Origin of the sequence: Streptomyces sp. TM32 (genome assembly GCF_004122755.1) — a bacterium.
GTDB lineage: Bacteria > Actinomycetota > Actinomycetes > Streptomycetales > Streptomycetaceae > Streptomyces > Streptomyces sioyaensis.
In genome coordinates, this window is record NZ_SDIG01000066.1 from 1 (window position 1) to 25,265 (window position 25,265).

Below are 25,265 nucleotides of genomic sequence, written 5' to 3' on the forward strand. Positions count from 1 at the left end.
GTCCACAGTCCCGAGTAGCCGCCGCCCGGCCCGCCCTCGTGGGCGACGAGACCTGCGATCTGCTGGTCGTCGAGCCAGAAGGGGGTGGGGGCGGCGTCCGCGAGTGCATGGACGGGGGACGCCCCGGACGTGTGCGGCATGGCAGCTCGTGCCATGTTCTCAGCTCCTCTTGCTCCTCTTGCGGCGGTTCCCGGCCATTTGACCGGCGAGTACACACAACACCGCGACCAGGAACATCGCGGTGCCGATGACGTTGATCTGGACGGGCGTGCCCCGTTGTGCCGATCCCCAGACGAACATCGGGAAGGTCACGGTGGAGCCCGCGTTGAAGTTGGTGATGATGAAGTCGTCGAAGGACAGCGCGAAGGACAGCAGCGCACCGGCCGCGATGCCGGGGGCGGCGATCGGCAGGGTCACCCGCAGGAAGGTCTGGACGGGTGAGGCGTAGAGGTCCTGGGCGGCCTGTTCCAGTCGCGGGTCCATGCTCATCACCCGGGCCTTGACCGCGGTGACCACGAAGCTCAGGCAGAACATGATGTGGGCGATGAGGATCGTCCAGAAGCCGAACTGGATGCCCATGTTGAGGAAGAGGGTCGCCAGCGAGGCGGCCATGACGACCTCGGGCATCGCCATCGGCAGGAAGATCAGGGTGTTGACGCCGGAGCGGGCGCGGAAGCGGTAGCGGGCCAGCGCGAACGCGATCATGGTGCCGAGGACGGTGGCGCCGACGGTGGCCCACAGCGCCAGCTGCAGGCTCAGGCCGAGCGAGCCGCACAGATCGGCGACGCCGCACGGATCGCGCCAGGCGTCCGTGGAGAAGTGTTGCCACTGGTAGTTGAAGCGGCCGTTGGGCTTGTTGAAGGAGAAGACCATCACCACGAGGTTGGGCAGGATCAGATAGCCCAGCGTGGCGAGGCCGGCGAGGGTGACGAGGTGGCGGCGCAGCCAGCGCAGGCCCCGGTTCGGGGTGCGGGCCGCGGGGGCCTGGGAGTCTTTCGTGGTCACGTGGACGGCCATCAGACCAGGTCCTCCGTCCCGGACTTGCGGATGTAGAGGGTGACCATGGCGAGGATGGCCGCCATGAGGATGAAGGAGAGCGCGGCCGCGGTCGGGTAGTCCAGGACCCGCAGGAACTGGGACTGGATGACGTTGCCGATCATCTTCTGGTCGGTGGAGCCCAGCAGTTCGGCGTTGATGTAGTCACCGGCGGCCGGGATGAAGGTCAGCAGGGTGCCGGCGACGACACCGGGCATCGACAGCGGGAAGGTCACCCGGCGGAACGTGGTCGACGGGCGGGCGTAGAGGTCGCCGGCGGCCTCGTGCAGCCGCGGGTCGATGCGCTCCAACGAGGTGTAGAGCGGCAGGACCATGAACGGCAGGAAGTTGTAGGTCAGTCCGCAGACCACCGCGAGCGGGGTGGCCAGCACCCGGTGCCCCTCGGTGACGCCCAGCCAGCTGGTGACGTCCAGGACGTGCAGCGAGTTCAGCACGCCGACGACCGGCCCGCCGTCGGCCAGGATCGTCTTCCAGGCGAGCGTACGGATCAGGAAGCTGGTGAAGAACGGGGCGATGACCAGGATCATCACCACATTGCGCCAGCGGCCCGCCTTGAAGGCGATGAGGTAGGCCAGCGGATAGCCCAGGGCCAGGCAGAGCACGGTGGCGACGCCGGCGTACGCCATCGAGCGGACGAACTGCGGCCAGTATTCGCCGAGCGCATCCCAGTAGGTGGCGAAGTGCCAGGTGACCTTGAAGCCCTCTTCGAGGGAGCCGGTCTGGATCGAGGTCGACGCCTGGTAGACGAGCGGTGCGGCGAAGAAGACGATCAGCCACAGGATGCCGGGCAGCAGCAGCCAGTAGGGGACCAGGCGCTTGCGGACGGGGGTCTTGCGGAGGACGGGGGTCTCCGCCTCGGCCGGCCCGTCCGGTGGCGCGGGTGTCTCGGTGATGCTCACGCGGCCTCCTCGTCGAGGTCCGCGCCGGCCTGGATGTCCTGTGCGGCGTCCAGACCGAAGGTGTGGGCCGGGCTCCAGTGCAGCACGATCTCCGCGCCGGGAACGAGGCGGCCGTCGCGCTCGATGTTCTGCTCGTAGACGGCGAGTTCGCCCAGGCCGGGCACCTCGACGACGTACTGGGTGGAGACGCCGATGAAGCTGGCGTCCTTGATGCGGCCGGGCAGCCGGTTGTGGCCCTCGGTGATCGACCCGGCGTCGTCACCGTGCTTCAGCGCGACCTTCTCGGGCCGCACGCCGGCCAGCACCTTCTCGCCGGTACGGGCCGAGGCGCTGCACCGGGCTGCGGGCAGCCGCAGCTTGGCGTCACCGGCCTTGAGCAGCAGCTCCTCGCCGCCGGCCTCGACGACCTCGGCCTCGATCAGGTTGGAGGTGCCCAGGAAGTTGGCGACGAAGGTGGTGGCGGGGTTCTCGTAGAGGTCGGCGGGGGCGCCGAGCTGTTCGACCCGGCCGCCGTTCATCACGGCCACGGTGTCGGCCATCGTCATGGCCTCCTCCTGGTCGTGGGTGACGTGCACGAAGGTGATGCCGACCTCGGTCTGGATGCGCTTGAGCTCCAGCTGCATCTGGCGGCGCAGCTTGAGGTCGAGGGCGCCCAGCGGCTCGTCGAGGAGCAGCACCTGCGGGTGGTTGATCAGCGCCCGGGCGACCGCGACCCGCTGCTGCTGGCCGCCGGAGAGCTGCTGCGGCTTGCGGCGCGCCATCGGCCCGAGCTGGACGAGGTCGAGCATCTCCTCGACCTGCTTCTTGACGGACTTGATGCCGCGGCGGCGCAGGCCGAAGGCGACGTTCTCGTAGATGTCCAGGTGCGGGAAGAGGGCGTAGTTCTGGAAGACGGTGTTGACCTGGCGCTTGTAGGGCGGCAGGGCGGTGACGTCCTGGCCGGACAGCTCGACGGTGCCGGTGGTCGGGTCCTCCAGCCCGGCGATCATGCGCAGGGTGGTCGTCTTGCCGCAGCCCGAGGCGCCCAGCAGCGCGAAGAAGGAGCCCGCGGGGACGGTCAGGTCGAGCGGATGGACGGCGGTGAAGGAGCCGTAGGTCTTGCTTATCCCGTGGAGGCGGACATCGCCGCCACTGCTCTGGGGGGTCGCGGTCTTCGTCATGTCGGTCGTCCCGTGTGTCGGAGGGCGAAACGGCTCGGGCGGGCCCGGTGGGGGGTCAGGCGCCGGTGAGGTCGGAGAACTTCTGGGAGAACTCCTTGTTCTCCTTGGCGGACAGGGCGCGGAAGGAGTGGGAGCGGGCGGCCATCTCCTTGTCCGGCAGGATCAGCGGGTTGTCGGCCGCGCTCTTGTCGATCTTGGCCAGTTCCTCGCGTACCCCGTCGACGGGACAGGCGTAGTTGATGTACGCCGCGAGCCGGGCCGCTGCCTTCGGCTCGTAGAAGTAGTCGATGAGCCGTTCGGCGTTCTGCTTGTGGCGGGCCTTGTTCGGCACCATGAGGTTGTCGGTGGACGTCATGTAGCCGGTCTTGGGGATGGCGTAGGCGATGTCCGGGTTGTCGCTCTGGAGCTGGACGATGTCACCGGCCCAGGCCACACAGGCGGCGAGATCGCCCTTGTCCAGGTCGTTGGTGTAGTCGTTGCCGGTGAAGCGGCGGATCTGCTTGGAGTCGACGCCCTTCTGGAGCCGGGCGATGGCCGCGTCGTAGTCGTCCGCGGTGACGTCCTCGGGCCGCTTGCCCATGTCCAGCAGGGTCAGCCCGATGCTGTCGCGCATCTCGGAGAGGAAGCCGACCCGCCCCTTGAGCTTCGGGTCCTCCAGCAGCTGGCTGACCGAGTCGACCTTCTTCCCGCCGGTGGCTTTCTTGTTGTACGCGATGATCGCCGGGATGCCCTGCCAGACGTAGGAGTGCGCGCGGCCCGGGTCCCAGGCGGGGTCGCGGTACTGCGCCGAGAGGTTGGCGTAGGCGTGCGGCAGATTGGCGGGGTCCAGCTGCTGGATCCAGCCCAGGGAGATCATCCGGGCGCACATCCAGTCGGTGAGCACGATCAGATCGCGGCCGGTGTCCTGGCCTGCCGCGAGCTGGGCCTGGATCTTGCCGAAGAACTCGTCGTTGTCGTTGATGTCCTCGGTGTATTTGACGGCGATGCCGGTGCGGCGGGTGAAGCGGTCCAGCGTGGGACGGTGCTTGCCGTCCTTGCTGACGTCCATGTACTCGGTCCAGTTGGAGAAGTTGAGACGCTTCTCCGCCGCGGAGTGGTCCTCGCTCCGGCCGGCGTCCGTACGGCCGGCGGGCGGGATCCCGCACGCCGTCAGGGCGCCCAGCCCGCCGGCCGCGGCCGCCACGGCACCGCCGGCGCGCAGCAGGGAGCGGCGGGTCATGGCGAGCCGGCCGTTGGTCATACTGCGGCGCACGGCGGCGAGTTCGACCGGGGACAGGGGCTCGGGCTGCTCGTGGTGCTCCATGGGCGGTGCCCTTTCAGGGGTGAACCCGGCTCTCGGCCGGTGATGACGATGCCGCGCGGCGCGAGCCGCAGGGGTGGCGGCGGGGCTGCCCCGCCGCCGTAAGGGTGGGACGTCCATTACGGGCGGTCCCCGAAGACCGTGCGGTGCCAGTCCTTCCGTGCCACCGCGGTGTTGTCGTACATGACGTGCTTGACCTGGGTGTACTCCTCGAAGGAGTAGGCCGACATGTCCTTGCCGAAGCCGGATGCCTTGGCGCCGCCGTGCGGCATCTCGCTGATGATCGGGATGTGGTCGTTGACCCAGACGCAGCCCGCGTTGATCTCGCGGGTGGCGCGGCCGGTGCGGTAGACGTCCCGGCTCCAGGCAGAAGCGGCCAGCCCGTAGGGGGTGTCGTTGGCCAGCGCGATGCCCTCGTCGTCACTGTCGAAGGGCAGCACGACCAGGACCGGGCCGAAGATCTCGGACTGCACGATCTCGCTGTCCTGGGCGGCTCCGGCGATCAGCGTGGGCCGGTAGTAGGCGCCCTTGGCCAGCTCGCTGTTGTTGCCGAAGGCGGGGGCCTCGCCGCCGGTGACGACGGTGGCGTAGGCGCGCGCCCGTTCCACGAAGCCGGCGACCCGGTCGCGCTGGGCGTGCGAGATCAGCGGGCCCAGGTCGGTGGACGGGTCGAAGGGGTCGCCGAGCCGCACGGTCGCCATCAGGTCGGCGACGCCGCTGACGAAGGCGTCGTAGAGGGGGCGCTGGACATAGGCGCGGGTGGCGGCGGTGCAGTCCTGGCCGGTGTTGATCAGTGCCCCGGCGACCGCACCGTGGACGGCGGCCTCCAGGTCGGCGTCGTCGAAGACGACGAAGGGGGCCTTGCCGCCGAGTTCGAGGTGCAGCCGCTTGACGGTGCCGGTGGCGATCTCCGCGACCCGCTTGCCGACGGCGGTCGAGCCGGTGAAGGAGGTCATGGCGACGGAGGGGTGGCCGACGAGGCGCTCACCGGCGTCCCGGCCGGCGCCGGAGACGATGTTGAGCGCTCCGTCGGGCAGCCCCGCGCGCTGGGCGGCCTGCGCGAACAGCAGCGAGGTGAAGGGGGTGATCTCGGCCGGCTTGAGGACGATGGTGTTGCCCGCGGCGAGGGCCGGCAGCACCTTCCAGGCGGCCATCTGGAGCGGGTAGTTCCAGGGCGCGATGGAGCCGACGACCCCGATCGGCTCGCGGCGGATCACGGAGGTGTGGTCGGGGCTGTATTCCCCGGCCGCCTTGCCCTCCAGATGGCGGGCGGCGCCCGCGAAGAACGCGGCGTTGTCGATCGAGCCCGGTACGTCGAACTCCTCGCTGAGCTTGATCGGCTTTCCGCAGTTCAGCGACTCGGCACGGGCGAGGTCGCCGGCGTCCTCGGCGAGCGCGGCGGCGAAGCGGTGCAGGGTGTCGGAGCGCTCGCCGGGTGTGGCGCCGCCCCAGTCCGCGAACGCCCGCCGTGCGGCGTCGACGGCCGCGTCCACCTCCGCCTCGCCGGCGAGTTCGTAGGAGTACACGGTCTCGCCCGTCGCCGGGTCCACGACGTCCTGGGTACGGCCGGAACTGCCGCTCCGGAGACTGCCTGCGATGAATTGCGCGCCCTCGGCGAACCGCTCGGTGGCATCGAACCGCTGATCCATGGTGCTCTCCTCCGCCGGGCGCCGGGGCCGCTCAGCGGCGCTGCCTGGCGTAGCTATTTCCGGAATCGATGGCCGATCCTGGCAGAGGAACGCAACCTCAACAAGTGATTCCGTTGTTGCCTTTTGGTTACACGACGAAATCTGTTCTTTGCCTGGCAACGCCCCCCGACACGTTGTCAGTGCCCGCTGACAGAATCCCGGCATGATGCACGACCACACGGGGATCACCACGGGGGAAGCGGCCGGACCCGCCGACGGACCGCGCTCGGTCGAGGAGCTGCGCCGGGCGACGGCCGCCGGGAAGCGCCCGAGGTACGTCTTCTTCTGGAGCCACAGTCCGCGCCGCGACGGCAGCCTCGGCGCCGGTTGCTTCAGCCAGTGGTGGCCCTCCCCCTTCACCGTCGACGGTGTCCACTACGCCACCGCGGAGCACTGGATGATGGCCGGCAAGGCCCGGCTGCGCGAAGAGGCGGGCGGGCACGTGCAGGGCAGGCAGTCGTAGGGCAGGCCCCGGGCCGCTCTTGCGGGCCCGTGCGCCGGCCCCCGCACCATGACCGCCCCGCCCCGCATAGCATGGCCGGGCCCCTCCGCGCACTCCGGCGCACCCATTGACCAGGAGGAACCGTTGTCCGATCTCGATGCCTTCATCACGGGCCTGCCCAAGGCGGAGCTGCACGTCCACCACGTCGGATCGGCGTCCCCGCGTATCGTCTCCGAACTGGCGGCCCGCCACCCCGATTCCGCCGTCCCCACCGACCCCGACGCCCTGGTCGACTACTTCACCTTCCGCGACTTCGCGCACTTCATCGAGGTCTACCTCTCCGTCGTGGACCTGATCCGCGACGCCGAGGACGTCCGGCTGCTGACGTACGAGGTCGCCCGGGACATGTCCCGGCAGCAGATCCGCTACGCCGAGCTGACCGTCACGCCCTTCAGCTCGACCAGCCGCGGCATCCCCGACGCCGCGTTCGTCGAGGCGATCGAGGACGCCCGCAAGGCGGCGGAGTCGGAGCTGGGTGTGGTGCTGCGCTGGTGCTTCGACATCCCCGGCGAGGCGGGCCTGGCGTCCGCGGAGGAGACCGCCAGGATCGCCTGCGACCTGCAGCCCGAGGGCCTGGTCTCGTTCGGCCTCGGCGGCCCGGAGATCGGGGTGTCGCGCCCGCAGTTCAAGCCCTACTTCGACCGCGCCCGCGCGGCCGGACTGCACTCCGTCCCGCACGCCGGCGAGACCACCGGCCCCGGCACGATCTGGGACGCGCTCCGCGAGCTGGGCGCCGAGCGCATCGGCCACGGCACCAGCGCCCCCCAGGACCCCGCGCTGCTGGCCCATCTCGCCGAGCACCGCATCCCGCTGGAGGTCTGCCCCACCTCCAACATCGCCACCCGCGCGGTGCGCACCCTGGACGAGCACCCGCTCAAGGAGATGGTCGACGCGGGCCTGCTGGTCACCATCAACAGCGACGACCCCCCGATGTTCGGCACCGACCTCAACACCGAATACGGCGTCGCCGCCCGGCTGTTGGGCCTGGACACGAAGGGTGTGGCCGCCCTCGCCAAGAACGCCGTCGAGGCCTCCTTCATGGACGCCCCCGCGAAGGCCCGGCTGTCGGCCGAGATCGACACGTACACGGCGTCCTGGCGCGCCTGACCACGAGGGCCGGCGCCCCGACCGCCCGCCCGTCGTCCCGCCGGCCGCGGGTGCGGCCGGCGGGACGACGGGCGGGCGGGATTCCCTACAACCCCACGATCCCGTTCCACTCCTTGGCGAACTCGGTCCGCTCGGTGGAGGTGATGTCGCGGGCGATGGCCAGCCGCCCCCGCATCGCGTCGTCGGGGAAGATCAGCGGATCCTCGGCGAGGGCGGCCCGCTCCTTGTCCCTGGAGGACGCGAGGACCTCGCGCGCGGCCGGTACGGGGCAGACGTAATTGACCCAGGCTGCCAGCTCCGCGGCCACCGCCGGCTCGTAGTAGTAGTCGATCAGCCGCTCGGCGGTGCGCTTGTGTGCGGCGAGGTTGGGGATCAGCAGGCTCTCCGCCCAGAGTTCGGCGCCCTCCTGCGGCACCACGAACTCGATGTCCGGGTTGTCGGCCTGCAGTTGGATCACATCGCCCGAGTAGGCCTGGGCGGCGAGCACGTCCCCGGAGTCGAGGTCCTTGATGTAGTCGTTGCCGGTGAACCGCCGGATGTGGCCGCGGCGCACCAGCCGGCGGATCCGGTCGGTCATCCGGTGGAAGTCCTCGGCCGTCCAGCGGGTGATGTCGACGCCGTCGCCCTGCATCAGCATCGCGAACGATTCATCGAGCCCGGAGAGCAGGGTGACCCGGCCGCGCAGCGTGTCCTGCCACAGATCCGAGGTGTGCTTGATCTCCCGGCCGAGTTTCCTGCGGTTGTAGGCGATACCGGTGATCCCGGACTGCCAGGGCACGGAGTGCCCGCGGCCCGGGTCGAAGTGCGGGGTGCGCAGCTGCGGATCGAGGTACCGGGCGACGTGCGGCTGGGCGGCCCGGTCCATCTCCTGCACCCACCCCAGCCGCACGAGGCGGGCGCACATCCAGTCGCTCATGACGATCAGATCGCGGCCGGTGCCCTGGTGGTTCATCAGCGCCGGGCCGATCTTGCCGAAGAACTCGTCGTTGTCGTTGATCTCCTCGGTGTACGTGACGGAGATTCCACTGCGCCGCTCGAACGCCTCCAGGGTGGGCCGGCGCTGCTTGTCGTGGTCGTCGACGTCGATGTACAGCGGCCAGTTCGCGAAGGTGAGCCGGGGGTCGCGCGCCGACCGGTCCGGGCCGGAGCGGTCCGCCGCCCGGACGTACGCGGGCGGCACCCCGCATCCGGTCACGGCGGCCAGCGCCCCGGCCACCCCTGTCGCTCCCGCACCCCGGAGCAGCACACGCCGCGAAAGATCAGCCATGGCGAGCACTCTCACGCGCCGCGGGCGGAGGCGGCAAGAGACAGAGCGTCCCTTGCCGGGCCTCCGCCCGCGACGGTGTGTCGGGCGCCGCGTGCCGCGTGCCGCCCGATGCAGCCAATTCCCCGGTGGTGCCTGCCGGTTCAGCCGTCCAGCGAGGTCATCACGTGCTTGATGCGGGTGTAGTCGTCGAAACCGTAGGACGACAGGTCCTTGCCGTAGCCGGACTTCTTGAATCCGCCGTGCGGCATCTCGGCGACCAGCGGGATGTGGGTGTTGATCCACACACAGCCGAAGTCGAGGCTCCGCGACATGCGCATCGCGCGGGCGTGATCCTTGGTCCACACCGAGGACGCCAGCGCGTACTCGACGCCGTTGGCCCACTGGACCGCCTGCTTCTCGTCGGAGAAGGACTGGACGGTGATGACCGGGCCGAAGACCTCGTGCTGGACGATCTCGTCGTCCTGCTTGAGGCCCGAGACGACGGTGGGGGCGAAGAAGTAGCCCTTCTCGCCGACCTGTTCGCCGCCCGCCTCGATCTTGGCGTGCGCGGGCAGCCGCTCGATGAAGCCCTTGACCTGCTTGAGCTGGTTGGCGTTGTTCAGCGGGCCGTAGAGCACGTCCTCGTCGTCGACCGCGCCGGTCTTGGTCTCCGAGGCGGCCTTGGCCAGCGCGGCGACGAACTCGTCGTGGATGGACTCGTGGACCAGCACCCGGGTCGCGGCCGTACAGTCCTGGCCGGCGTTGAAGTAACCGGCGACGGAGATGTCCTCGACCGCCTTGGGGATGTCGGTGTCCTCGAAGACGACGACCGGCGCCTTGCCGCCCAGCTCCAGATGGACCCGCTTGAGGTCCTTGGAGGCGGACTCGGCGACCTGCATACCGGCACGCACCGAGCCGGTGATCGAGGCCATCGCCGGGACCTTGTGCTCGACCATCAGCCGACCGGTCTCACGGTCACCGCAGATGACGTTGAACACGCCGCGGGAGTGGCCCAGTTCGTCCAGCACGCTGCCGATGATGTCGGCGATCAGCACCGTCGAGGCCGGCGTGGTGTCGGACGGCTTGATGACGACGGTGTTGCCCGCCGCCAGCGCGGGGGCGAACTTCCACACGGCCATCATCATCGGGTAGTTCCACGGCGCGACCTGGGCGCAGACGCCGACCGGCTCACGGCGGATGATGGAGGTGAAGCCGTCCATGTACTCGCCGGCCGAGCGGCCCTCCAGCATCCGGGCGGCACCCGCGAAGAAGCGGATCTGGTCCACCATCGGCGGGATTTCCTCGGAGCGTACGAGGGCGATCGGCTTGCCGCAGTTCTCGGACTCGGCAGCGATCAGTTCCTCGGCCCGCTCCTCGAAGCGGTCGGCGACCTTGAGCAGGACCTTCTGGCGCTCGGCGGGGATCAGGTCGCGCCACGCGGGGAAGGCGGCCTCGGCGGCAGCCATCGCCGCGTCCACGTCGGCGGCGCCCGAGAGCGGGGCGGTGGCGTATGCCTCGCCCGTCGCGGGGTTGACCACCTCCGTGGTCCGCCCGTCGGCGGCGTCCCGGAACTCCCCGTCGATGTAGTTGCGCAGACGACGCAGTGCGGTGGTCACTGTGCGCCCCCTTCAGTCAGTTGTCCGGTGATGTGGCTCCAGCCTAGCCACCCGACCCACGTTTTCAACACACCCGCCACTCGGTAACAACGGAATCGGTGAAATTTCGATCGCGACACGACTAATTTCATCGGTTTAGGGTTGCAAGACAGACGAGGCTCGTGCACAGTGAAGGACGTGGCGCCTCCCCGAAACAGTCATGACAGAACCGGCACTCCGTCGATCGACTCCGTCTCCCTGGCGATCATCGAGCAGCTCCAGGAGGACGGGCGCCGTCCGTATGCCGCGATCGGCAAGGCCGTGGGCCTGTCCGAAGCGGCGGTACGCCAGCGCGTACAGAAACTGCTCGACCAAGGCGTGATGCAGATCGTCGCGGTCACCGACCCCCTCACGGTCGGTTTCCGCCGGCAGGCAATGGTCGGCATCAACGTCGAGGGCGACCTCGACCCCGTGGCCGACGCCCTGACGGCCATGGAGGAGGTCGAGTACGTCGTCATGACCGCGGGCTCCTTCGATCTCCTCATCGAGATCGTCTGCGAGGACGACGACCACCTGCTGGAAATGATCAACAAGCACATCCGCACGCTTCCCGGCGTCCGGACCACCGAGAGCTTCGTGTACCTCAAGCTCCGGAAGCAGACCTACACCTGGGGAACGAGATAGTAATGAGTCGCGACCTCTCCAAGACGGCCTACGACCACCTGTGGATGCACTTCACCCGCATGTCGTCGTACGAGAACGCCCCCGTGCCCACGATCGTGCGCGGCGAGGGCACCCACATCTTCGACGACAAGGGCAAGCGCTACATCGACGGCCTCGCCGGCCTCTTCGTGGTCAACGCCGGACACGGCCGGGTCGAGCTCGCCGAGACCGCCTACAAGCAGGCGCAGGAGCTGGCCTTCTTCCCCGTGTGGTCCTACGCCCACCCCAAGGCCGTGGAGCTCGCCGAGCGCCTGGCCCACGAGGCCCCCGGCGACCTCAACAAGGTCTTCTTCACCACCGGTGGCGGCGAGGCCGTCGAGACCGCCTGGAAGCTGGCCAAGCAGTACTTCAAGCTCGTCGGCAAGCCGATGAAGCACAAGGTGATATCCCGCGCGGTCGCCTACCACGGCACCCCGCAGGGCGCCCTGTCCATCACCGGTCTGCCCGGCCTGAAGGCTCCCTTCGAGCCGCTGGTCCCCGGCGCGCACAAGGTCCCGAACACCAACATCTACCGCGCCCCGATCCACGGCGACGACCCCGAGGCCTTCGGCCGCTGGGCCGCCGACCAGATCGAGCAGCAGATCCTCTTCGAGGGCCCGGAGACCGTCGCCGCGGTCTTCCTGGAGCCGGTGCAGAACGCCGGCGGCTGCTTTCCGCCGCCCCCCGGCTACTTCCAGCGGGTCCGCGAGATCTGCGACCGGTACGACGTGCTGCTCGTCTCCGACGAGGTCATCTGCGCCTTCGGCCGGCTGGGCACCACGTTCGCCTGCGACAAGTTCGGCTACGTCCCGGACATGATCACCTGCGCCAAGGGCATGACCTCGGGCTACTCCCCGATCGGCGCCTGCATCATCTCCGACCGCCTGGCCGAGCCGTTCTACCAGGGCGACAACACCTTCCTGCACGGCTACACCTTCGGCGGCCACCCGGTCTCCGCGGCCGTCGGCGTCGCCAACCTCGACATCTTCGCGCGTGAGGGCCTCAACCAGCACGTCCTCGACAACGAGGCCAACTTCCTGAACACCCTGCAGAAGCTGCACGACCTGCCGATCGTCGGTGACGTCCGCGGCAACGGCTTCTTCTACGGCATCGAACTCGTCAAGGACAAGACCACCAAGGAGTCCTTCAACGAAGAGGAGACCGAGCGCGTCCTGTACGGCTTCCTCTCCAAGGCGCTGTACGACAACGGTCTCTACTGCCGCGCCGACGACCGTGGCGACCCGGTCATCCAGCTCGCCCCGCCGCTCGTCGCCGACCAGCCGGTCTTCGACGAGATCGAGCAGATCCTGCGCACGGTCCTCACCGAGGCCTGGACCAAGCTCTGACCATCCCGGCACCGCCCACCCGCACGCCGGGACAACTGAACATCCAGCGGCCCAGATTCGCTCACTTCAAGCCATACGAGTGAATCTGGGCCGTTGTGCTGCCAAGCCACGAATACCAGGGGTCACCAGTACTTACCGTGCTAGGGACCGATACCCTCCATGGTCGTTCACCCGGTCGGGGGAACGATTCGACGCCTACAACAAGAGGTGCGCAGATGGTGGCCCCGCCTGACAACGACGTTCTCTGGGCCCGCGGCCTGCACCACACGCACGGCGGCACCTCCGCCCTCGCCGGAGTCTCCGTCGGCGTCCGCGAAGGCGAGATCCTCGCCGTCACCGGCCCGCGCGGCAGTGGCAAGACCACCCTGCTGAAATGTCTCTCCGGCCAGCTCGTCCCGACCGAGGGCGAGGTCTGGTTCAACAGCTCCCCCGTGCACACCCTCTCCTCCCCCAGCCGGGAGCGGCTGCGCCTGGACCGGTTCGGCTGGATCGACACCGAACCGCACCTCGTCCACGAGCTCACCGCCTGGGAGAACGCCGCCCTCCCCCTGCTGCTCCGCGGCACCGGCACCCGCTCCGCCAAGCACACCGCCCTCGAATGGCTCGACCGCCTCGACGTCGGCATGTGCGCCGGCCGCCGCCCCGCCAAGCTCGACCAGTCCCAGCGCCAGCGCGTCGCGATCGCCCGCGCGCTCGCGACCACCCCCCAGGTGCTGTTCGCCGACGAACCGACCGCCCCGCTGCACCGCGCCGACGGCACCCAGGTGCTGCGCACCCTGACCACCGCGGCCCGCTCGCACCAGATCACCGTGGTCCTGGCGACCCATGACCCGGACGTCGCCACGCTCGCCGACCGGACCCTGGCGCTCCTCGACGGCCGCCCGGCGAGCGCCGCCTCCGCCGCCAGCGGCTCCTCCGATGAGGAAAGCAGGGCAGCGTGCTCGCTCTCCGTCTAGCCCGCGGCTCGCACCCCGTCGTCCTGCTGCGCCGGCTGGCCGTCGCCGCCGCGGCGGCCGGCACCGGGTTCCTGCTGCTCTCCACCGTCGGCCACGCCGCAGGCCACCCGTCCGCGACCGACCAGTCCCTGGTACGCCTGCTGTGGTGTGCGGCGCCGCTGGCGGCCACCGCCCAGTTCGCGGTGTCCACCGCCCGTACGGACCCCGCCGCCCGTCTGCAGCGCGGGATGGCCGCGGCGGGCCTCGGCCCGTTGCGCCTCACCCTGCTCGCGACGGCCTCCACCGCACTGACCTGTCTGCTCGGCGTCCTCCTCGCGCTGCTGGCCTTCCTGCGGCTGCGCGGCGACCTGGGCGGCCCGGGCAGCTCCGCCTCGCTCGGCATCGACGCCGCCCTGCTCGGCGCGGGCCATCCGGTGCCGCTCGCCGGCACCCTCCTGCTGCTGGCGACCGTGCCGCTGACCGCCGCGGTCGCCACCGCCGTCGCCCTGCGGCCCCGCAACGAGAACGGCTCCCGCGAGACCGCGGCCCGCCCCCGGACCGCCCCGCCCTCCGGTCTCCCCTGGGGCATCGCCCTGGCCGCGGCCGGCCTGGCGATCGAGGCGTACACCAGCCCCGGCCCGCACGCCCCCGGCGGGCTGCTGCCGCTGCCCGGCCGGCTGATCGGCAGCCCGCCCGGCGTGCTGGCCGGCTGGGCGCTGTCCGCGTTCGGCCTGGTCCTGGCCGGTCCCGGGCTGGTGCATCTGTGCGGCCGGCTGCTCTGCGCCGGGCGGCCGGGCGCGCTGCGCCTGCTGTCCGGGCGGGTGCTCCAGGAGGAGTCGCACCGCCTCGGCCGCCCGCTGGGTGTGCTGTGCGCGGTCGGCTCCGCCGCGTACGCCGCCGTGAAGGTCTACGAGGCCTCGCCCGCCCGTCCCTTCGGGCCGCTCACCGCGGTCGGGGCGGCCGTGGTCCTCGCCTGTGTGACCGCCAGCGCGCTCACCGCCGCACTGGAATCCCGCACCGCCCGCGCCCACACCACGGCCGCCCTCCGCAGGCTGGGCGCCTCCGCGTCCGTCCTCCACCGCGCCGCGGCGCTGCGCGGCCTGGCCCTGGTCCTCGTCCTGGCGCCCCTGACGTGGACGGTCGCGGAGATGGCCACCCTTCCCCTGGTGCACTGAGGGGGCCCGGCCCGCCGGGGCCGCGGACGGCCCGGGGCGCCGGGGACCGGGGACCTGCGCGGCGGGCGGCACGGGGCCCACCGCACACCGCGGCCCCGGACCGCCACCTGGCCCCTGGGGGGCGTCACCGCGGTCCTAACATGACGCACGTGCAGTCGAATTCACATGCCTTCGCCGCCCGCCGTCCCCCCGCCCACGACGACAACCACGACCACGAGATCGAGTCCCTGGAGGAGTTCGACCGGGTCATCGCGGCCGGCAGTCTCGCCGGACACCGCGTCCAGTCGGTCGATCTGACGGACCGTACGTTCGCGCTGCTCAGCACGGACGCCTCGGATTCCGTGTTCCTCGGCTGCGCCATGGAGGAGGACGCCGCCGCCAAGATACGTGCCGGCGGCGCCCTGGTCTTCCCGCCCGTACCGGACCTGCCGTTCGATCCCTACCGGGGCGGGCTCTACGGACCGGACGAGCTCTTCGCGCGGCTGGTCGACGCCGGCTACGACGCCACCCCGGACGCCCGCACCTACGCCTGGTTCCAGAAGACCAAGGCCGACGGCGACATCTTCGCCTCGATGCTGCGCAGCATCCACGACGACGCCGTCTCCGACGCCCTGGACGAAGACCTCGCCGGTGCCCAGGTGGTGGGCATCATGGGCGGCCACGCGCTGGAGCGCGGCTCCGCGGCCTACGCGGGTGCGGCCCGGCTCGGCCGGCAGCTCGCCCGCACCGGTCTGACCGTGGCGACCGGCGGCGGACCGGGCGCGATGGAGGCGGCGAACCTCGGGGCGTACGCCGCGCCCTTCGAGGACGGCATGCTCGACTCGGCGCTGGAGATCCTCGCCAAGGCACCGCACTTCGCCCCGTCGGTCACCGACTGGGCCCGGGCCGCCTTCGAGATACGGCGCGGCTGGCCGGACGGCGGCACCTCGGTCGGCATCCCCACCTGGTTCTACGGGCACGAGCCGCCGAACGCCTTCGCCTCCCGGATAGCGAAGTACTTCGTCAACGCGGTGCGCGAGGACGGTCTGCTGGCGCGCTCCCGGGCCGGTGTGGTGTTCCTGCCGGGCGCGGCCGGGACCGTACAGGAGATCTTCGACAACGCGACCCCGAACTACTACGGATCGCGGGGCGAGCCGACCCCCATGGTGCTGGTGGACCGCGCGCACTGGACCGAGAAGCTCCCCGCCTGGCCGCTGCTCCAGGCGCTCGCGTCCGGGCGGTCGATGGCGGACCGGATCGCGCTGGTCGACTCGGTGGACGAGGTCCCGGAGACCCTGGCCCGCCTCGGCACCGGCGCCCCGGCCTGATCCGGCCGCGGCGGGCTCCCCGCTTCCGCGCCGGACCCCGCCGCCGTTCCCACCGGACGGCCGTACAGGTGCTTTTGCCCGCCCGAGGCAACGCCGGTCCCCGAATGCACGTCTGCCAGTCCGGCAGTGCAGCGGCAGTAACGACAGCGGGCGAACGGAGCTCTTGGTGATCATCGGTCTTCTGACGGCCGTGGCGGCATCGGCCGGTTACGGCACGGGATCGGTTCTGCAGGCGCTGGGCTCGCGCAAATCCGCCCGCCGGGAGGCGGCCAAGGCCTCCGCCTCCGGTGTCACCCAGCACGGCGGCCCCAGCCTGGCGTCCACCGCAAAGGCGGCCGTGACCTGGGAATTCATGCTGGGCACGGTGCTGGACTTCGTAGGGTTCGGGCTCGGCGCGCTGGCGGCCCGGCTGCTGCCGCTGTTCCTTTCGCAGACCGTGATCAGCGCCAACCTCGTGATCACTGCCGTATTGAGCGTCAAGCTCCTCGGCATCCGGCTCACCCGCGCCGAGTGGACCTCCATCGCCGTGGTCTGTTCGGCGCTGGTGCTGCTGGCCACGGCCGCCGGGCCGGAGGGCAGCGGCCACACCCCGCTCGCCGCCCACTGGTGGCTGCTCGCCGCCTCCGTCGTCCTCATCGGCGGCGGCACCGTGGTCGTGCGGCTGCTCGGCGCGCGGGCGGCGATCCTCGCGGGGCTCTTCTCCGGCCTGGGCTTCGGCGCGCTCGGCATCGGGGTCCGGGTGCTGAACGGGATGGCCCCCTTCGATCTGCCGTCCCTGCTCGGCGACCCCGCGCTGTACGCGATCGGCGTCGCCGGTATCGGCGGGATGTATCTGCACACCGTCGCCCTCCAGCTCGGCTCGGTGAACGGCGCGACGGCGGCGCTGGTGGTGGGCGAGACGGTGATCCCCGGCATTCTCGGGGTGCTGTGGCTGGGCGACTCCTCCCGGCCGGGCTTCGCCTGGGTCGCCGTCCTGGGCTTCGTGGTGGCGGTGGCCGGGGCCGTCGCGGTCGCGTGGTTCGGCGAGCCCGAGGCGGGGGCGCAGCCGGACCCGGCACCGGCCGGTGAGCGGCCCGCCGAGACGGCGGCGCGCTGAGGCGACGGCCCACGGGGAACACCGGCCCACGGAGACCGACCGGGCTGCTACGGAGAAGAACCCGGCTGCTGAGGACACCGAGGACCGGCTCCCGGCCGGCGCCCTCCGTGCGTCGGACTCAGCCCGCCGGCGCCCCGGCGTCCAGCACCACCACGTCCGGGGCGGCGAAGGCGAGGCCCACCCGCTCGCCCACCTCGGGCGCGTCCCGCAGGGTGCAGGCCGCCTCGATCTGCGGTCCGGCGGCGGGGTCCAGCAGCAGCGCGACATGGGTGCCGCGGAACGTCCGGGCCGCGACCGTGGCCGGCAGGCCGTCCGGGGCCGCCGTCAGCCGCACCCCGGCCGGGCGGACGAGCAGGCGGCAGGGCCCGTCCGCGGTCCCGTCCGGGACCGGCACCTTGCCCCAGGGGGTGGCGGCCACCTCGCCCTGCACCGTCGCCTCCACCACGTTGTCGAAGCCGAGGAAGCGGGCGACGAATTCCGAGGCGGGCCGTTGCCAGACCTCCAGCGGGGTGCCGCTCTGTGCGATCCGGCCGTCCTGCATCACCACGACCCGGTCGGCGAGCGCGAAGGCCTCGCCCTGGTCGTGCGTGACGGCGAGCACGGTCGTGCCCAACTCCCGGAAGAGCCGCCGGAGTTCGACGACCAGCCGTTCGCGCAGCCCGCGGTCGAGCTGCCCGAGGGGCTCGTCCAGCATCAGCAGCCGGGGACGGGGGGCCAGCGCGCGGGCCAGCGCGACCCGCTGCTGCTCACCGCCGGACAGCGAGGCCACGGCCCGCCGCTGGGCGCCCGGCAGCCCCACGAGGTCCAGGAGTTCGGTGACCGTACGCTCCCGGTCGGCGCGCGAGGCCCCCCGCATCCGCAGCCCGAAGGCGACATTGCCCTCGACATCGCGCTGTGGGAAGAGCTGGTGGTCCTGGAACATCAGGCCGACGCCGCGCCGGTGCGCGGGCACCCCCCGCTGCTCCCGCCCCTCCAGCAACACCTGCCCGGCGTCGGCGGGTTGGAGACCGGCGACCACCCTCAGCAGGGTGGACTTGCCGCTGCCGCTCGGCCCCAGGACGCAGACGATCTCCTGCGCGGAGACGTCCAGGTCCACCGCGTCGAGCGCGGGCCGCCCGGCCGCGGTGAAGCGGACGGTCACCCCGCCCAGCCGCAGCAGCTCCGGCGCCCGTGTGCTGGTGTCCTCTGTCGTCATCTAGAACTCCCCGGAGTGGTCGACGGGGCGCAGGCGCTCCAGCACCAGCAGGGCGCCGGCACACACCACCATCAAGATGGTCGACAACGCCATCGCCTGCCCGTAGTTGGTCTCCCCCGCCCGCCCCAGCAGGCGGGCCACGGCGACCGGCAGCGTCGGCCGGTCCGGCCGCGCGATGAAGACGGTCGCCCCGAACTCGCCGAGCGACACCGCGAAGGCGAAGCCCGCGGCGATCAGCAGCGCCCGCCGTACCAGCGGCAGGTCGACCTCGCGCCACACCCGCCAGGGCGAGGCGCCGAGCACGGCGGCGGCCTCCCGCAGCCGGGAATCGACCGCCCGCAGGACCGGCAGCATCGTCCGGACCACGAACGGCACCCCCACCAGCGCCTGGGCGAGCGGGACCAGCCACCACGAGGCACGCAGGTCGAGCGGCGGGGTGTCGAGGCTGATCAGAAATCCGAAGCCGACGGTCACCGCGGAGACCCCGAGCGGCAGCATCAGCAGGGCGTCGAAGCCGCGGACGAACCGGCTGATCGCGGGCGTCCGTCCGGACGGGCCGCTCCGCAGCCGGGGCAGCGTCAGGACGGCGGCCGCCAGCCCGCCCACCACCAGAGCGATCACCGTGGCCGCGGCCCCGTAGGCGAGCGAATTCCACAGGGCCTCCAGGGGCGCGACGGCGAAGGTGCTGTCGGCGGCCGCGGCGGACCGCAGCGAGGTGTAGAAGACCGTTCCGTAGCCGTCCGGCCCGGCGAACGACCGCTCCACCAGCACCACCAGCGGCACCAGCAGCAGGACGGTGATGACGGCGAGCGTGCCCCACAGCAGCGCCCACTGGCCGCCGCCGCGCGGCCGGTGGGCGGTCCGCGACGCGTCCACCAGCCGCAGCGCGGACTCCCGGCGGCGCACGGTCCACGCATGCAGCGCCAGCACGCCCAGGACCGCGGCGAACTGGACGAGCGTGAGCACCGCGGCCGTCGGCAGGTCCAGGAAGTCCGCGGTCTGCCGGTAGATCTCCACCTCCAGCGTGGAGAAGGTGGGCCCGCCCAGGATCTGCACCACACCGAAGGAGGTGAAGGTGAAGAGGAAGACCATCAGCGCGGCGGCCGCGACGGCCGGGCCCAGCGCGGGCAGCGTCACCCGCCGCCAGGCCGCGAACCGCCCGGCCCCCAGCACCCGCGCCGCCTCTTCCTGCCGCGGATCGAGTTGCCCCCACAGGCCGCCGACGGTGCGGACGACCACCGCGTAGTTGAAGAAGACATGCGCCAGCAGGATCGCCCACACCGAGGTGTCCAGGCGCACCCCCCACAGCTCGTCCAGCAGTCCGCCCCGCCCGACGAGCGCCAGGAAGGCCGTGCCGACGACGACGGTCGGCAGCACGAACGGCACCGCCACCACCGCCCGCAGCAGCTGCTTGCCGGGGAAGTCGAAGCGGGCGAAGACATACGCGCCGGGCAGCGCGACCAGCAGCGTCAGCACGGTCGAGGCGGCCGCCTGCCAGACGGTGAACCACAGCACCTGCACGACATCCGGCTCGCTCAGCACGGCACCGAACCGGCCGAACTGCCACTCTCCGCCCTCCTTCAGCCCCCGCCCGACGATCGCCACGACGGGATAGGCGAAGAACAGCGCGAAGAAGGCGAGCGGCACGGCCATCAGGCCCAGCCGCACCGCCGTCCCCTTCGCGGGCCCGCGGCCGCGGGTGCGGGCTACTTCAGAACGAGCGAGGACCACTGCTTGATCCACTGTTCGCGGTTCTTGCTGATCGTCTCCGGATCCAGCGTCGCCGGCTTGTCGATCGTGGCGCCGTACTTCGTGAACAGCTCCGGCACCTTGGCGTCCGCACGGGCCGGGTTGACGAACATCTGCAGCGGCTCGTCCTCCTGGAACTGCCTGCTCAGCAGGAAGTCCAGCAGCGCCTTGCCGCCCTTTTCGTTCTTCGCGCCCTTCAGCAGGCCGCCGAATTCGATCTGCCGGAAGCAGGTGCCGGTGGCGACGCCGGTCGGTGCCTGCCGGGGCGCGGGCTTCTTCCCGAGCACCTCGGCCGGCGGGCTGGAGGCGTAGGAGACCACCAGCGGCTTGTCCCCCTTGCCCTTGCTCGCCGCGGACCCCGAGAAGCGCTGGTTGTAGGCCTGCTCCCAGCCGTCGACGACCTCGACGCCATTGGCCTTGAGCTTCTTCCAGTAGTTGCCCCAGCCTCCCCCAGACTTCGTCCGGGAGGTGCCCCCATTGCCGTACGCGGCGACGGTGGCGAGCTGGAAGGCGAGCCCCGGCGAGGAGGTCGCCGAGTTCTCCGTGACGAGCAGCCCCTTGTACCGGGGCTTGATCAGATCGTCGAAGGTCTTCGGCGGCGCGATCTTGTGCCGGGCGAAGTAGCCGCGGTCGTAATTGACGCAGATGTCGCCGTAGTCGAGCGGGGTGACGCGGTGCCGGGCCTTGTCCAGCTGCAGATCGGCCGGGACGTGCGAGAGGCCCTTGGCCTCGTACGGGCTGAAGAGGTCCTCGTCCAGACCCCGCGAGAGCAGGGTGTTGTCGATGCCGAAGAACACATCGCCCTGCGGATTGTCCTTGGACAGGATCGCCTGGTTCACGGCCTTGCCGGCGTCCCCGCCCTTGAGGAACCGGATCTTGTAGCCGCTCTGCTTCTCGAACGCGGCCTGCACGGACTTGGACATGAGGAACGAGTCATGGCTGACCAGCGTGACGGTCTTGGCGTCCGCGCTGTCGCCCCCCGACGTACCGCAGGCGGTCAGCGCGGTCATGCCCATGGCAGCGGCAAGCCCTGCCGCGGTGATCCTTGTGGTGGTGCTCACTGAATGTCCTCCTGGCTGACCAGGACGAGACGCGGCCCTGCCCGAAGTTCCCTCCGTACATCCGCGGACATACGGAGGGAACTTCGGGCAGGGCACAACAGCATGAGTGACGACCGAACTTCCTACCCGGCATGACCCGGGCGAGGTTCAAGGGTCTGCGGGCACCGTAGGACTACGGCGCTTCCGCACTCTCAGCGCTGTGGCGCTCCCCTGTCGGAATGTGCATTTGTTCGATCACACAGTACCAGCGAGCGGTCAGCGTTCCGAGGCCGCGAGCTGCCCGCAGGCGCCGTCGATCTCCTGACCACGGGTGTCACGGACGGTCACCGGCACCCCGTGCGCCTCGATGGCCCGCACGAACGCCAGCTCGTCCTCCGGACGCGAGGCGGTCCACTTCGACCCGGGAGTCGGGTTCAGCGGAATGAGGTTCACATGGACGCGCTTGCCCTTCAGCAGCCGGCCCAGCAGGTCACCGCGCCACGCCTGGTCGTTGATGTCCCGGATCAGCGCGTACTCGATCGAAATCCGCCGCCCGGACTTCTCCGCGTACTCCCACGCCGCGTCCAGCACCTCACGCACCTTCCAGCGCGTGTTGACGGGGACGAGCGTGTCCCGCAGCTCATCGTCCGGGGCGTGCAGCGACACGGCCAGCCGGCACTTGAAGCCCTCGTCGGCGAACCGCAGCATCGCCGGCACCAGCCCGACCGTGGAAACGGTGATCCCCCGCTGCGACAGCCCCAGCCCGTCCGGCTCGGGATCCGTCAGCCGCCGGATCGCCCCGACCACCCGCTTGTAGTTGGCGAGCGGCTCCCCCATCCCCATGAAGACGATGTTGGACAGCCGCGCCGGCCCGCCGGGCACCTCGCCGTCGCGCAGCGCACGCATCCCGTCGACGATCTGGTGCACGATCTCGGCGGTCGACAGATTCCGGTCCAGCCCCGCCTGCCCCGTCGCACAGAACGGACAGTTCATTCCGCAGCCGGCCTGCGAGGAGATGCACATGGTGACCCGGTCCGGGTAGCGCATCAGCACCGACTCGACGAGCGTCCCGTCATGCAACTTCCACAGCGTCTTGCGGGTCGTGTCGTCATCGCACGAGATGTGCCGCACGACCTTCATCAGCTCCGGCAGCAGCGCGCCCGCCAGCTTCTCGCGCGCCGCCGCCGGGATGTCCGTCCACTGCGCCGGATCATGCGCATAACGGGCAAAGTAGTGCTGCGACAACTGCTTGGCGCGGAACGGCTTCTCCCCGATCGCGGCCACCGCTTCGCGACGCTCGTCAGGAGTGAGATCAGCAAGGTGCCGCGGCGGCTTCTTGGCCCCGCGCGGCGCAACGAAAGTAAGTTCTCCGGGTGCAGGCATGGTGGGTCCAGTGTGGCAGATCATCTGACCCGACCCAGGTGGGAGCGGTGAGGCAACGATCACCCTCGGATGCCCTTCGTCTTCGTCGGCCCGGCTTGCACGGCCCGGTCGCACCGCCAGGGCCGCACGCACTCCGCGCATTCACCTGTCCGGTGAGCATTACGCGACATATCGGTCATTCGCGCGTTGATCCGAGCCCCTGCCGTATCTCATGGGCGGGAGCGTGATCTGACGTCATACGTGAAAGGACGAGAGAGCATGTCGCGTATCGCGAAGGCACTCGTGGCAACCGTCGCTGCCGGGGTGGCCGTCACAGGCATGGCCGGCGTGGCCTCGGCCGACGCCCATGCGGGCGGCGGCGCGGTCGGGTCCCCGGGCATCGTCTCCGGCAACAACGTCCAGGTGCCGATCCACATCCCGATCAACGTCTGCGGGAACACCATCAACATCGTCTCTGCGCTGAATCCGGCCTTCGGGAACACCTGCATCAACGGCGATGTTCACCACCATCGCTTCCACGACGAGGGGTTCCGCCACAGGCGCTGAGAGCCGGCCTGCCCGATGGGGCCCGGTCTCACAGGCCCGCCCCGTGACGGTTGCCCTACGTCTCGACGCGCCGCCCGCTGACAGCGGGCGGCGCGTCGCTTGTTGCGCGCGCAGTCGATATCGGAGCATGTCCCCCGTTGGCCTGCGGCCGGGACCCTCTGGAGGTGTGCTCACGGTGGTACCCGCCGAGTCGAGCCCCCGCCGGCCGCGGTTCACGCTCCGGACGCGATGCGCCACAGCGGAGCCTCGTACTGCCCCGGGCGGATGCCGATCAGCAGTTCCCTGAGGTCCTGGCCCTGGTTGCCGCCGAGTCCGCACGCCTCGGCGAGCCGGCGGAACGTGGTGTGCGTGATGCCGCGGCTCCGGGCGTCGGCCTCGAAGCCGTCGAGCTGATGGAGGACCGCTTCCGGGTCCGGCTTCCGGGCGGGCCGGCTGCCCAGCCGACTCGCCTGCTTCCGCTCGTGGTCGATCTCCGAGAAGCCGCAGATCTCGCGACTGTACTGCTCGACCTGGTGCAGGTTCTCCGTGGCGAGGATGGCGCGGGCGAGCTGGTTGCGGTTCAGCGCCTCGTCGAGGTCGGCCTCGTGGACGACGGGGCCGTCGTCGGTGAGTGGGACCGGCAGGCCGCCGTCCCGTGCGTCGCACCGGCCGCGGGCGCCTCGTGCCGTGGCGGCCAGCATGGCCGTGGCCTCGGAGGGGTGCCACTCCAGGACCGAGCTGACGGGCATGACGTGCTCGGCGGTGAGGGTCAGGGCGACGGGGCCGAGGCGGTCACGGAGGACGTCGGCGGGGAGTTCGCCGTCGAGGCCGGGGCCGGCGACCAGGAGCCGTACGGGGTAGTTGAGTTCGCAGCAGGCCGCGAGGGTGAGGGCGTCGGCGAGGGGGCTGCGGAGGGTGGGCTCGTCGCCCCGGGCGAGGATGTCTCCGCCCACGTCCAGGAGGTCGACCGTCTCCGGCTCCAAGTGCTGTACGAGCTCTTCGAGTTGGCGGACGATTCCCTCGGCGCCGTGGTGCGGGTCGGTGAGCGCGAAGGTCTGCGGGAGCTCCGCCGCCAGTCCGGGAAGTGTCGAACCCGCGGGGGCGATCGGGGTCGCGTCGGCGGGGACGGTCCGGACGCTTCGGGTGAGAGGACGGAGGCCGGTGAAGTTGGCCGGTCCTCTGGGGCCGGGAACGGGGTCGACCAGGAGGCGGTCCCATGCGTAGGTGAGCACTACTGCCGGAGATTCGTCACCGTGGAGAGCGGCGTCCAGCATCGCTGCGGCAACGGCGTCGCCGCCTCCTCCTGCTGCCACGATCAGGCGCGTCACATGCGCCAGCGTACGCGTCGGCGACCTGTTCGGCAGGCGGGCGGTCCCCGCCGAGGCGGGGACCGCGAGGCGTCAGACGAGCCTCCGGTGCCGGGCGGACCGGCCTGCTTCGTGCCGGCTGAGCCCCGTGTGCAGCACGGCGAGGACCTGGTCGAGGTCGTCGCCCTGGTGGGGATCGTGGGCCATGCGGTTGCGACGCCGGACGCCGCAGCCGGTGCAGCGGTGGACGATCATGTAGCCCTTGGTGGAGTGGTGGTCGACGGCCACCGGGCGCATCAGCGCGCGGCAGTCACTGGCACGGTCTCCGGGCCGGACGTCCACATGACGTGAGTGCAGGCACCGCGGGCAGTGGTTGCGGTAGCCCCCGTTGACCAGGGGCGCGACCTCTTCCCCGCAGTTGCTGCAGGTAAAGCCGGTGTTCTCGGTGGTTCTGCTGATGGTGCTGCTCCTCGGCGAGTCGAAGGGATCTTCAACTCGGAGGCGCAGGGTTCCGTTGGCTCTCCCCCTGTTCAGGGGTCTCAGGCTCGGCCGGCGAGGGACGCGGTTCACCGCCGCTTCTCGGGCGGGCGATTACTTCCGGCTCCAGCTTCATCAGGGCGTGCTCGCATCCCTGAATCCGGACCACGACCGGGTTTGTCGATTTGTCCCGGTCACTGTCACGCGGGCCTCCCCACGTGCCGCCGGTAGGTGTCGGTCCGGCCTCACTGACGTCGGCGCCGTCCCCCGTCAGGCAGCACCGGCAGCGGCACAGCGCTTCTTGATCACGCCACCTCCTCATTCGTGTCAGGGAGTGTCCCGAAGGCCGCCGGAACGGCTTCGGGGTGTGATGTCCACTTTATGCCGCGGTCCCCCGACCCCGGCATCCGATTTCCCCCGGGCCGGGGGCACGAAAAGGGGCCCCCGCTCGGCGCGGAAGCCCCCTCACGCACGT

General features: G+C 70.8%; 21 protein-coding genes, 1 pseudogene and 1 riboswitch. Of the genes and pseudogenes, 9 read left to right on the forward strand and 13 right to left on the reverse strand.

Annotated elements, in window-relative coordinates:
* Window positions 1–159: 159 nt before the first annotated feature.
* The 5 genes from EST92_RS16555 to EST92_RS16575 form a co-directional block, all read right to left on the reverse strand.
* Window positions 160–954 (reverse strand): ABC transporter permease, encoded by a 795-nt coding sequence (locus EST92_RS16555; RefSeq protein ID WP_129281716.1) that lies wholly within the window; start codon window positions 952–954, stop codon window positions 160–162.
* Between the two features lie 62 nt (window positions 955–1,016).
* Window positions 1,017–1,955 carry an ABC transporter permease gene (locus EST92_RS16560; protein ID WP_174244034.1) on the reverse strand — a complete coding sequence of 313 codons (939 nt, stop codon included), beginning with the start codon at window positions 1,953–1,955 and terminating at the stop codon, window positions 1,017–1,019.
* The gene (locus EST92_RS16565) at window positions 1,952–3,115 is read right to left on the reverse strand and encodes an ABC transporter ATP-binding protein (protein ID WP_129281700.1); all 1,164 of its coding nucleotides are present in this window, start codon (window positions 3,113–3,115) and stop codon (window positions 1,952–1,954) included. The genes EST92_RS16560 and EST92_RS16565 overlap by 4 nt, the downstream gene beginning before the upstream one ends.
* 55 nt (window positions 3,116–3,170) lie before the next feature.
* Window positions 3,171–4,418, reverse strand: coding sequence for a spermidine/putrescine ABC transporter substrate-binding protein (locus tag EST92_RS16570; RefSeq protein ID WP_129281701.1), 1,248 nt, complete (start codon window positions 4,416–4,418; stop codon window positions 3,171–3,173).
* Window positions 4,419–4,534: 116 nt separating this feature from the next.
* On the reverse strand, window positions 4,535–6,064 hold the full coding sequence (locus EST92_RS16575) for a gamma-aminobutyraldehyde dehydrogenase (RefSeq protein WP_129281702.1): 1,530 nt from the start codon (window positions 6,062–6,064) through the stop codon (window positions 4,535–4,537).
* A gap of 202 nt (window positions 6,065–6,266) precedes the next feature.
* On the opposite strand from EST92_RS16575, the pseudogene EST92_RS16580 reads away from it, so the two are divergent.
* Together EST92_RS16580 and EST92_RS16585 are read left to right on the forward strand one after the other, a co-directional pair.
* Window positions 6,267–6,536 (forward strand): annotated as a pseudogene (locus EST92_RS16580) (NADAR family protein); the annotation flags it as partial.
* 153 nt (window positions 6,537–6,689) lie between these two features.
* Window positions 6,690–7,712: an adenosine deaminase gene (locus EST92_RS16585; protein WP_129281703.1), complete on the forward strand. Its 1,023-nt coding sequence runs from the start codon at window positions 6,690–6,692 to the stop codon at window positions 7,710–7,712.
* A gap of 85 nt (window positions 7,713–7,797) precedes the next feature.
* Here the strand turns inward: EST92_RS16585 and EST92_RS16590 are convergent, their stop codons facing one another.
* Together EST92_RS16590 and EST92_RS16595 are read right to left on the reverse strand one after the other, a co-directional pair.
* On the reverse strand, window positions 7,798–8,979 hold the full coding sequence (locus EST92_RS16590) for a spermidine/putrescine ABC transporter substrate-binding protein (RefSeq protein ID WP_129281704.1): 1,182 nt from the start codon (window positions 8,977–8,979) through the stop codon (window positions 7,798–7,800).
* Window positions 8,980–9,119: 140 nt separating this feature from the next.
* A complete protein-coding gene (locus EST92_RS16595; RefSeq protein ID WP_129281705.1) occupies window positions 9,120–10,574 on the reverse strand; it encodes a gamma-aminobutyraldehyde dehydrogenase in 1,455 nt (484 codons plus the stop codon).
* A gap of 177 nt (window positions 10,575–10,751) precedes the next feature.
* Between EST92_RS16595 and EST92_RS16600 the strand changes: the two genes are divergently transcribed.
* The 6 genes from EST92_RS16600 to EST92_RS16625 all read left to right on the forward strand — a co-directional run bounded on the left by EST92_RS16600 (window position 10,752) and on the right by EST92_RS16625 (window position 17,114).
* Window positions 10,752–11,237: an Lrp/AsnC family transcriptional regulator gene (locus tag EST92_RS16600; protein WP_129249343.1), complete on the forward strand. Its 486-nt coding sequence runs from the start codon at window positions 10,752–10,754 to the stop codon at window positions 11,235–11,237.
* 2 nt (window positions 11,238–11,239) lie between these two features.
* Window positions 11,240–12,601, forward strand: coding sequence for an aspartate aminotransferase family protein (locus tag EST92_RS16605; RefSeq protein ID WP_129281706.1), 1,362 nt, complete (start codon window positions 11,240–11,242; stop codon window positions 12,599–12,601).
* A gap of 215 nt (window positions 12,602–12,816) precedes the next feature.
* On the forward strand, window positions 12,817–13,557 hold the full coding sequence (locus EST92_RS16610) for an ATP-binding cassette domain-containing protein (RefSeq protein WP_129281707.1): 741 nt from the start codon (window positions 12,817–12,819) through the stop codon (window positions 13,555–13,557).
* Window positions 13,539–14,711, forward strand: a complete 1,173-nt coding sequence (locus EST92_RS16615) for a hypothetical protein (protein ID WP_129281708.1) — start codon at window positions 13,539–13,541, stop codon at window positions 14,709–14,711. Before EST92_RS16610 ends, EST92_RS16615 begins: the two co-directional genes overlap by 19 nt.
* Window positions 14,712–14,851: 140 nt before the next feature.
* Entirely contained in the window at window positions 14,852–16,018 is a 1,167-nt protein-coding gene (locus tag EST92_RS16620) for an LOG family protein (RefSeq protein WP_129281709.1), read from the forward strand.
* Window positions 16,019–16,184: 166 nt separating this feature from the next.
* Window positions 16,185–17,114, forward strand: coding sequence for a hypothetical protein (locus EST92_RS16625; protein WP_129249352.1), 930 nt, complete (start codon window positions 16,185–16,187; stop codon window positions 17,112–17,114).
* A gap of 118 nt (window positions 17,115–17,232) precedes the next feature.
* On the opposite strand, the gene EST92_RS16630 is transcribed toward EST92_RS16625, so the two are convergent.
* The 4 genes from EST92_RS16630 to rlmN form a co-directional block, all read right to left on the reverse strand.
* Complete coding sequence (locus EST92_RS16630) at window positions 17,233–18,309, reverse strand: ABC transporter ATP-binding protein (RefSeq protein ID WP_129281710.1); 1,077 nt, start codon at window positions 18,307–18,309, stop codon at window positions 17,233–17,235.
* Entirely contained in the window at window positions 18,310–19,962 is a 1,653-nt protein-coding gene (locus EST92_RS16635; protein ID WP_254068860.1) for an iron ABC transporter permease, read from the reverse strand. It abuts the gene before it with no gap.
* 53 nt (window positions 19,963–20,015) lie between these two features.
* Window positions 20,016–21,119 carry a thiamine ABC transporter substrate-binding protein gene (locus EST92_RS16640; protein ID WP_254068858.1) on the reverse strand — a complete coding sequence of 368 codons (1,104 nt, stop codon included), beginning with the start codon at window positions 21,117–21,119 and terminating at the stop codon, window positions 20,016–20,018.
* Window positions 21,120–21,220: 101 nt separating this feature from the next.
* Window positions 21,221–21,341, reverse strand: a riboswitch (TPP riboswitch).
* 33 nt (window positions 21,342–21,374) lie between these two features.
* Window positions 21,375–22,481 carry a 23S rRNA (adenine(2503)-C(2))-methyltransferase RlmN gene (gene rlmN, locus EST92_RS16645; protein ID WP_129281712.1) on the reverse strand — a complete coding sequence of 369 codons (1,107 nt, stop codon included), beginning with the start codon at window positions 22,479–22,481 and terminating at the stop codon, window positions 21,375–21,377.
* Window positions 22,482–22,739: 258 nt separating this feature from the next.
* Here rlmN and EST92_RS16650 point away from each other — a divergent pair, with 258 nt between their 5' ends.
* Window positions 22,740–23,027: a chaplin gene (locus EST92_RS16650; RefSeq protein WP_129281713.1), complete on the forward strand. Its 288-nt coding sequence runs from the start codon at window positions 22,740–22,742 to the stop codon at window positions 23,025–23,027.
* 212 nt (window positions 23,028–23,239) lie between these two features.
* Here the strand turns inward: EST92_RS16650 and EST92_RS16655 are convergent, their stop codons facing one another.
* Both EST92_RS16655 and EST92_RS16660 read right to left on the reverse strand, forming a co-directional pair.
* Window positions 23,240–24,334, reverse strand: coding sequence for a DUF1152 domain-containing protein (locus EST92_RS16655; RefSeq protein WP_275540883.1), 1,095 nt, complete (start codon window positions 24,332–24,334; stop codon window positions 23,240–23,242).
* 72 nt (window positions 24,335–24,406) lie between these two features.
* The gene (locus EST92_RS16660; RefSeq protein WP_254068859.1) at window positions 24,407–24,883 is read right to left on the reverse strand and encodes an RNHCP domain-containing protein; all 477 of its coding nucleotides are present in this window, start codon (window positions 24,881–24,883) and stop codon (window positions 24,407–24,409) included.
* Between the last annotated feature and the right edge of the window lie 382 nt (window positions 24,884–25,265).

Coding starts and splice junctions, on each gene's coding strand:
- EST92_RS16565 (WP_129281700.1), bottom strand. CDS start 3,115: ATGACGAAGACCGCGACCCCCCAGAGCAGTGGCGGCGATGTCCGCCTC.
- EST92_RS16570 (WP_129281701.1), bottom strand. CDS start 4,418: ATGGAGCACCACGAGCAGCCCGAGCCCCTGTCCCCGGTCGAACTCGCC.
- EST92_RS16575 (WP_129281702.1), bottom strand. CDS start 6,064: ATGGATCAGCGGTTCGATGCCACCGAGCGGTTCGCCGAGGGCGCGCAA.
- EST92_RS16590 (WP_129281704.1), bottom strand. CDS start 8,979: ATGGCTGATCTTTCGCGGCGTGTGCTGCTCCGGGGTGCGGGAGCGACA.
- EST92_RS16605 (WP_129281706.1), top strand. CDS start 11,240: ATGAGTCGCGACCTCTCCAAGACGGCCTACGACCACCTGTGGATGCAC.
- EST92_RS16610 (WP_129281707.1), top strand. CDS start 12,817: ATGGTGGCCCCGCCTGACAACGACGTTCTCTGGGCCCGCGGCCTGCAC.
- EST92_RS16620 (WP_129281709.1), top strand. CDS start 14,852: ATGACGCACGTGCAGTCGAATTCACATGCCTTCGCCGCCCGCCGTCCC.
- EST92_RS16630 (WP_129281710.1), bottom strand. CDS start 18,309: ATGACGACAGAGGACACCAGCACACGGGCGCCGGAGCTGCTGCGGCTG.
- EST92_RS16635 (WP_254068860.1), bottom strand. CDS start 19,962: ATGGCCGTGCCGCTCGCCTTCTTCGCGCTGTTCTTCGCCTATCCCGTC.
- rlmN (WP_129281712.1), bottom strand. CDS start 22,481: ATGCCTGCACCCGGAGAACTTACTTTCGTTGCGCCGCGCGGGGCCAAG.
- EST92_RS16650 (WP_129281713.1), top strand. CDS start 22,740: ATGTCGCGTATCGCGAAGGCACTCGTGGCAACCGTCGCTGCCGGGGTG.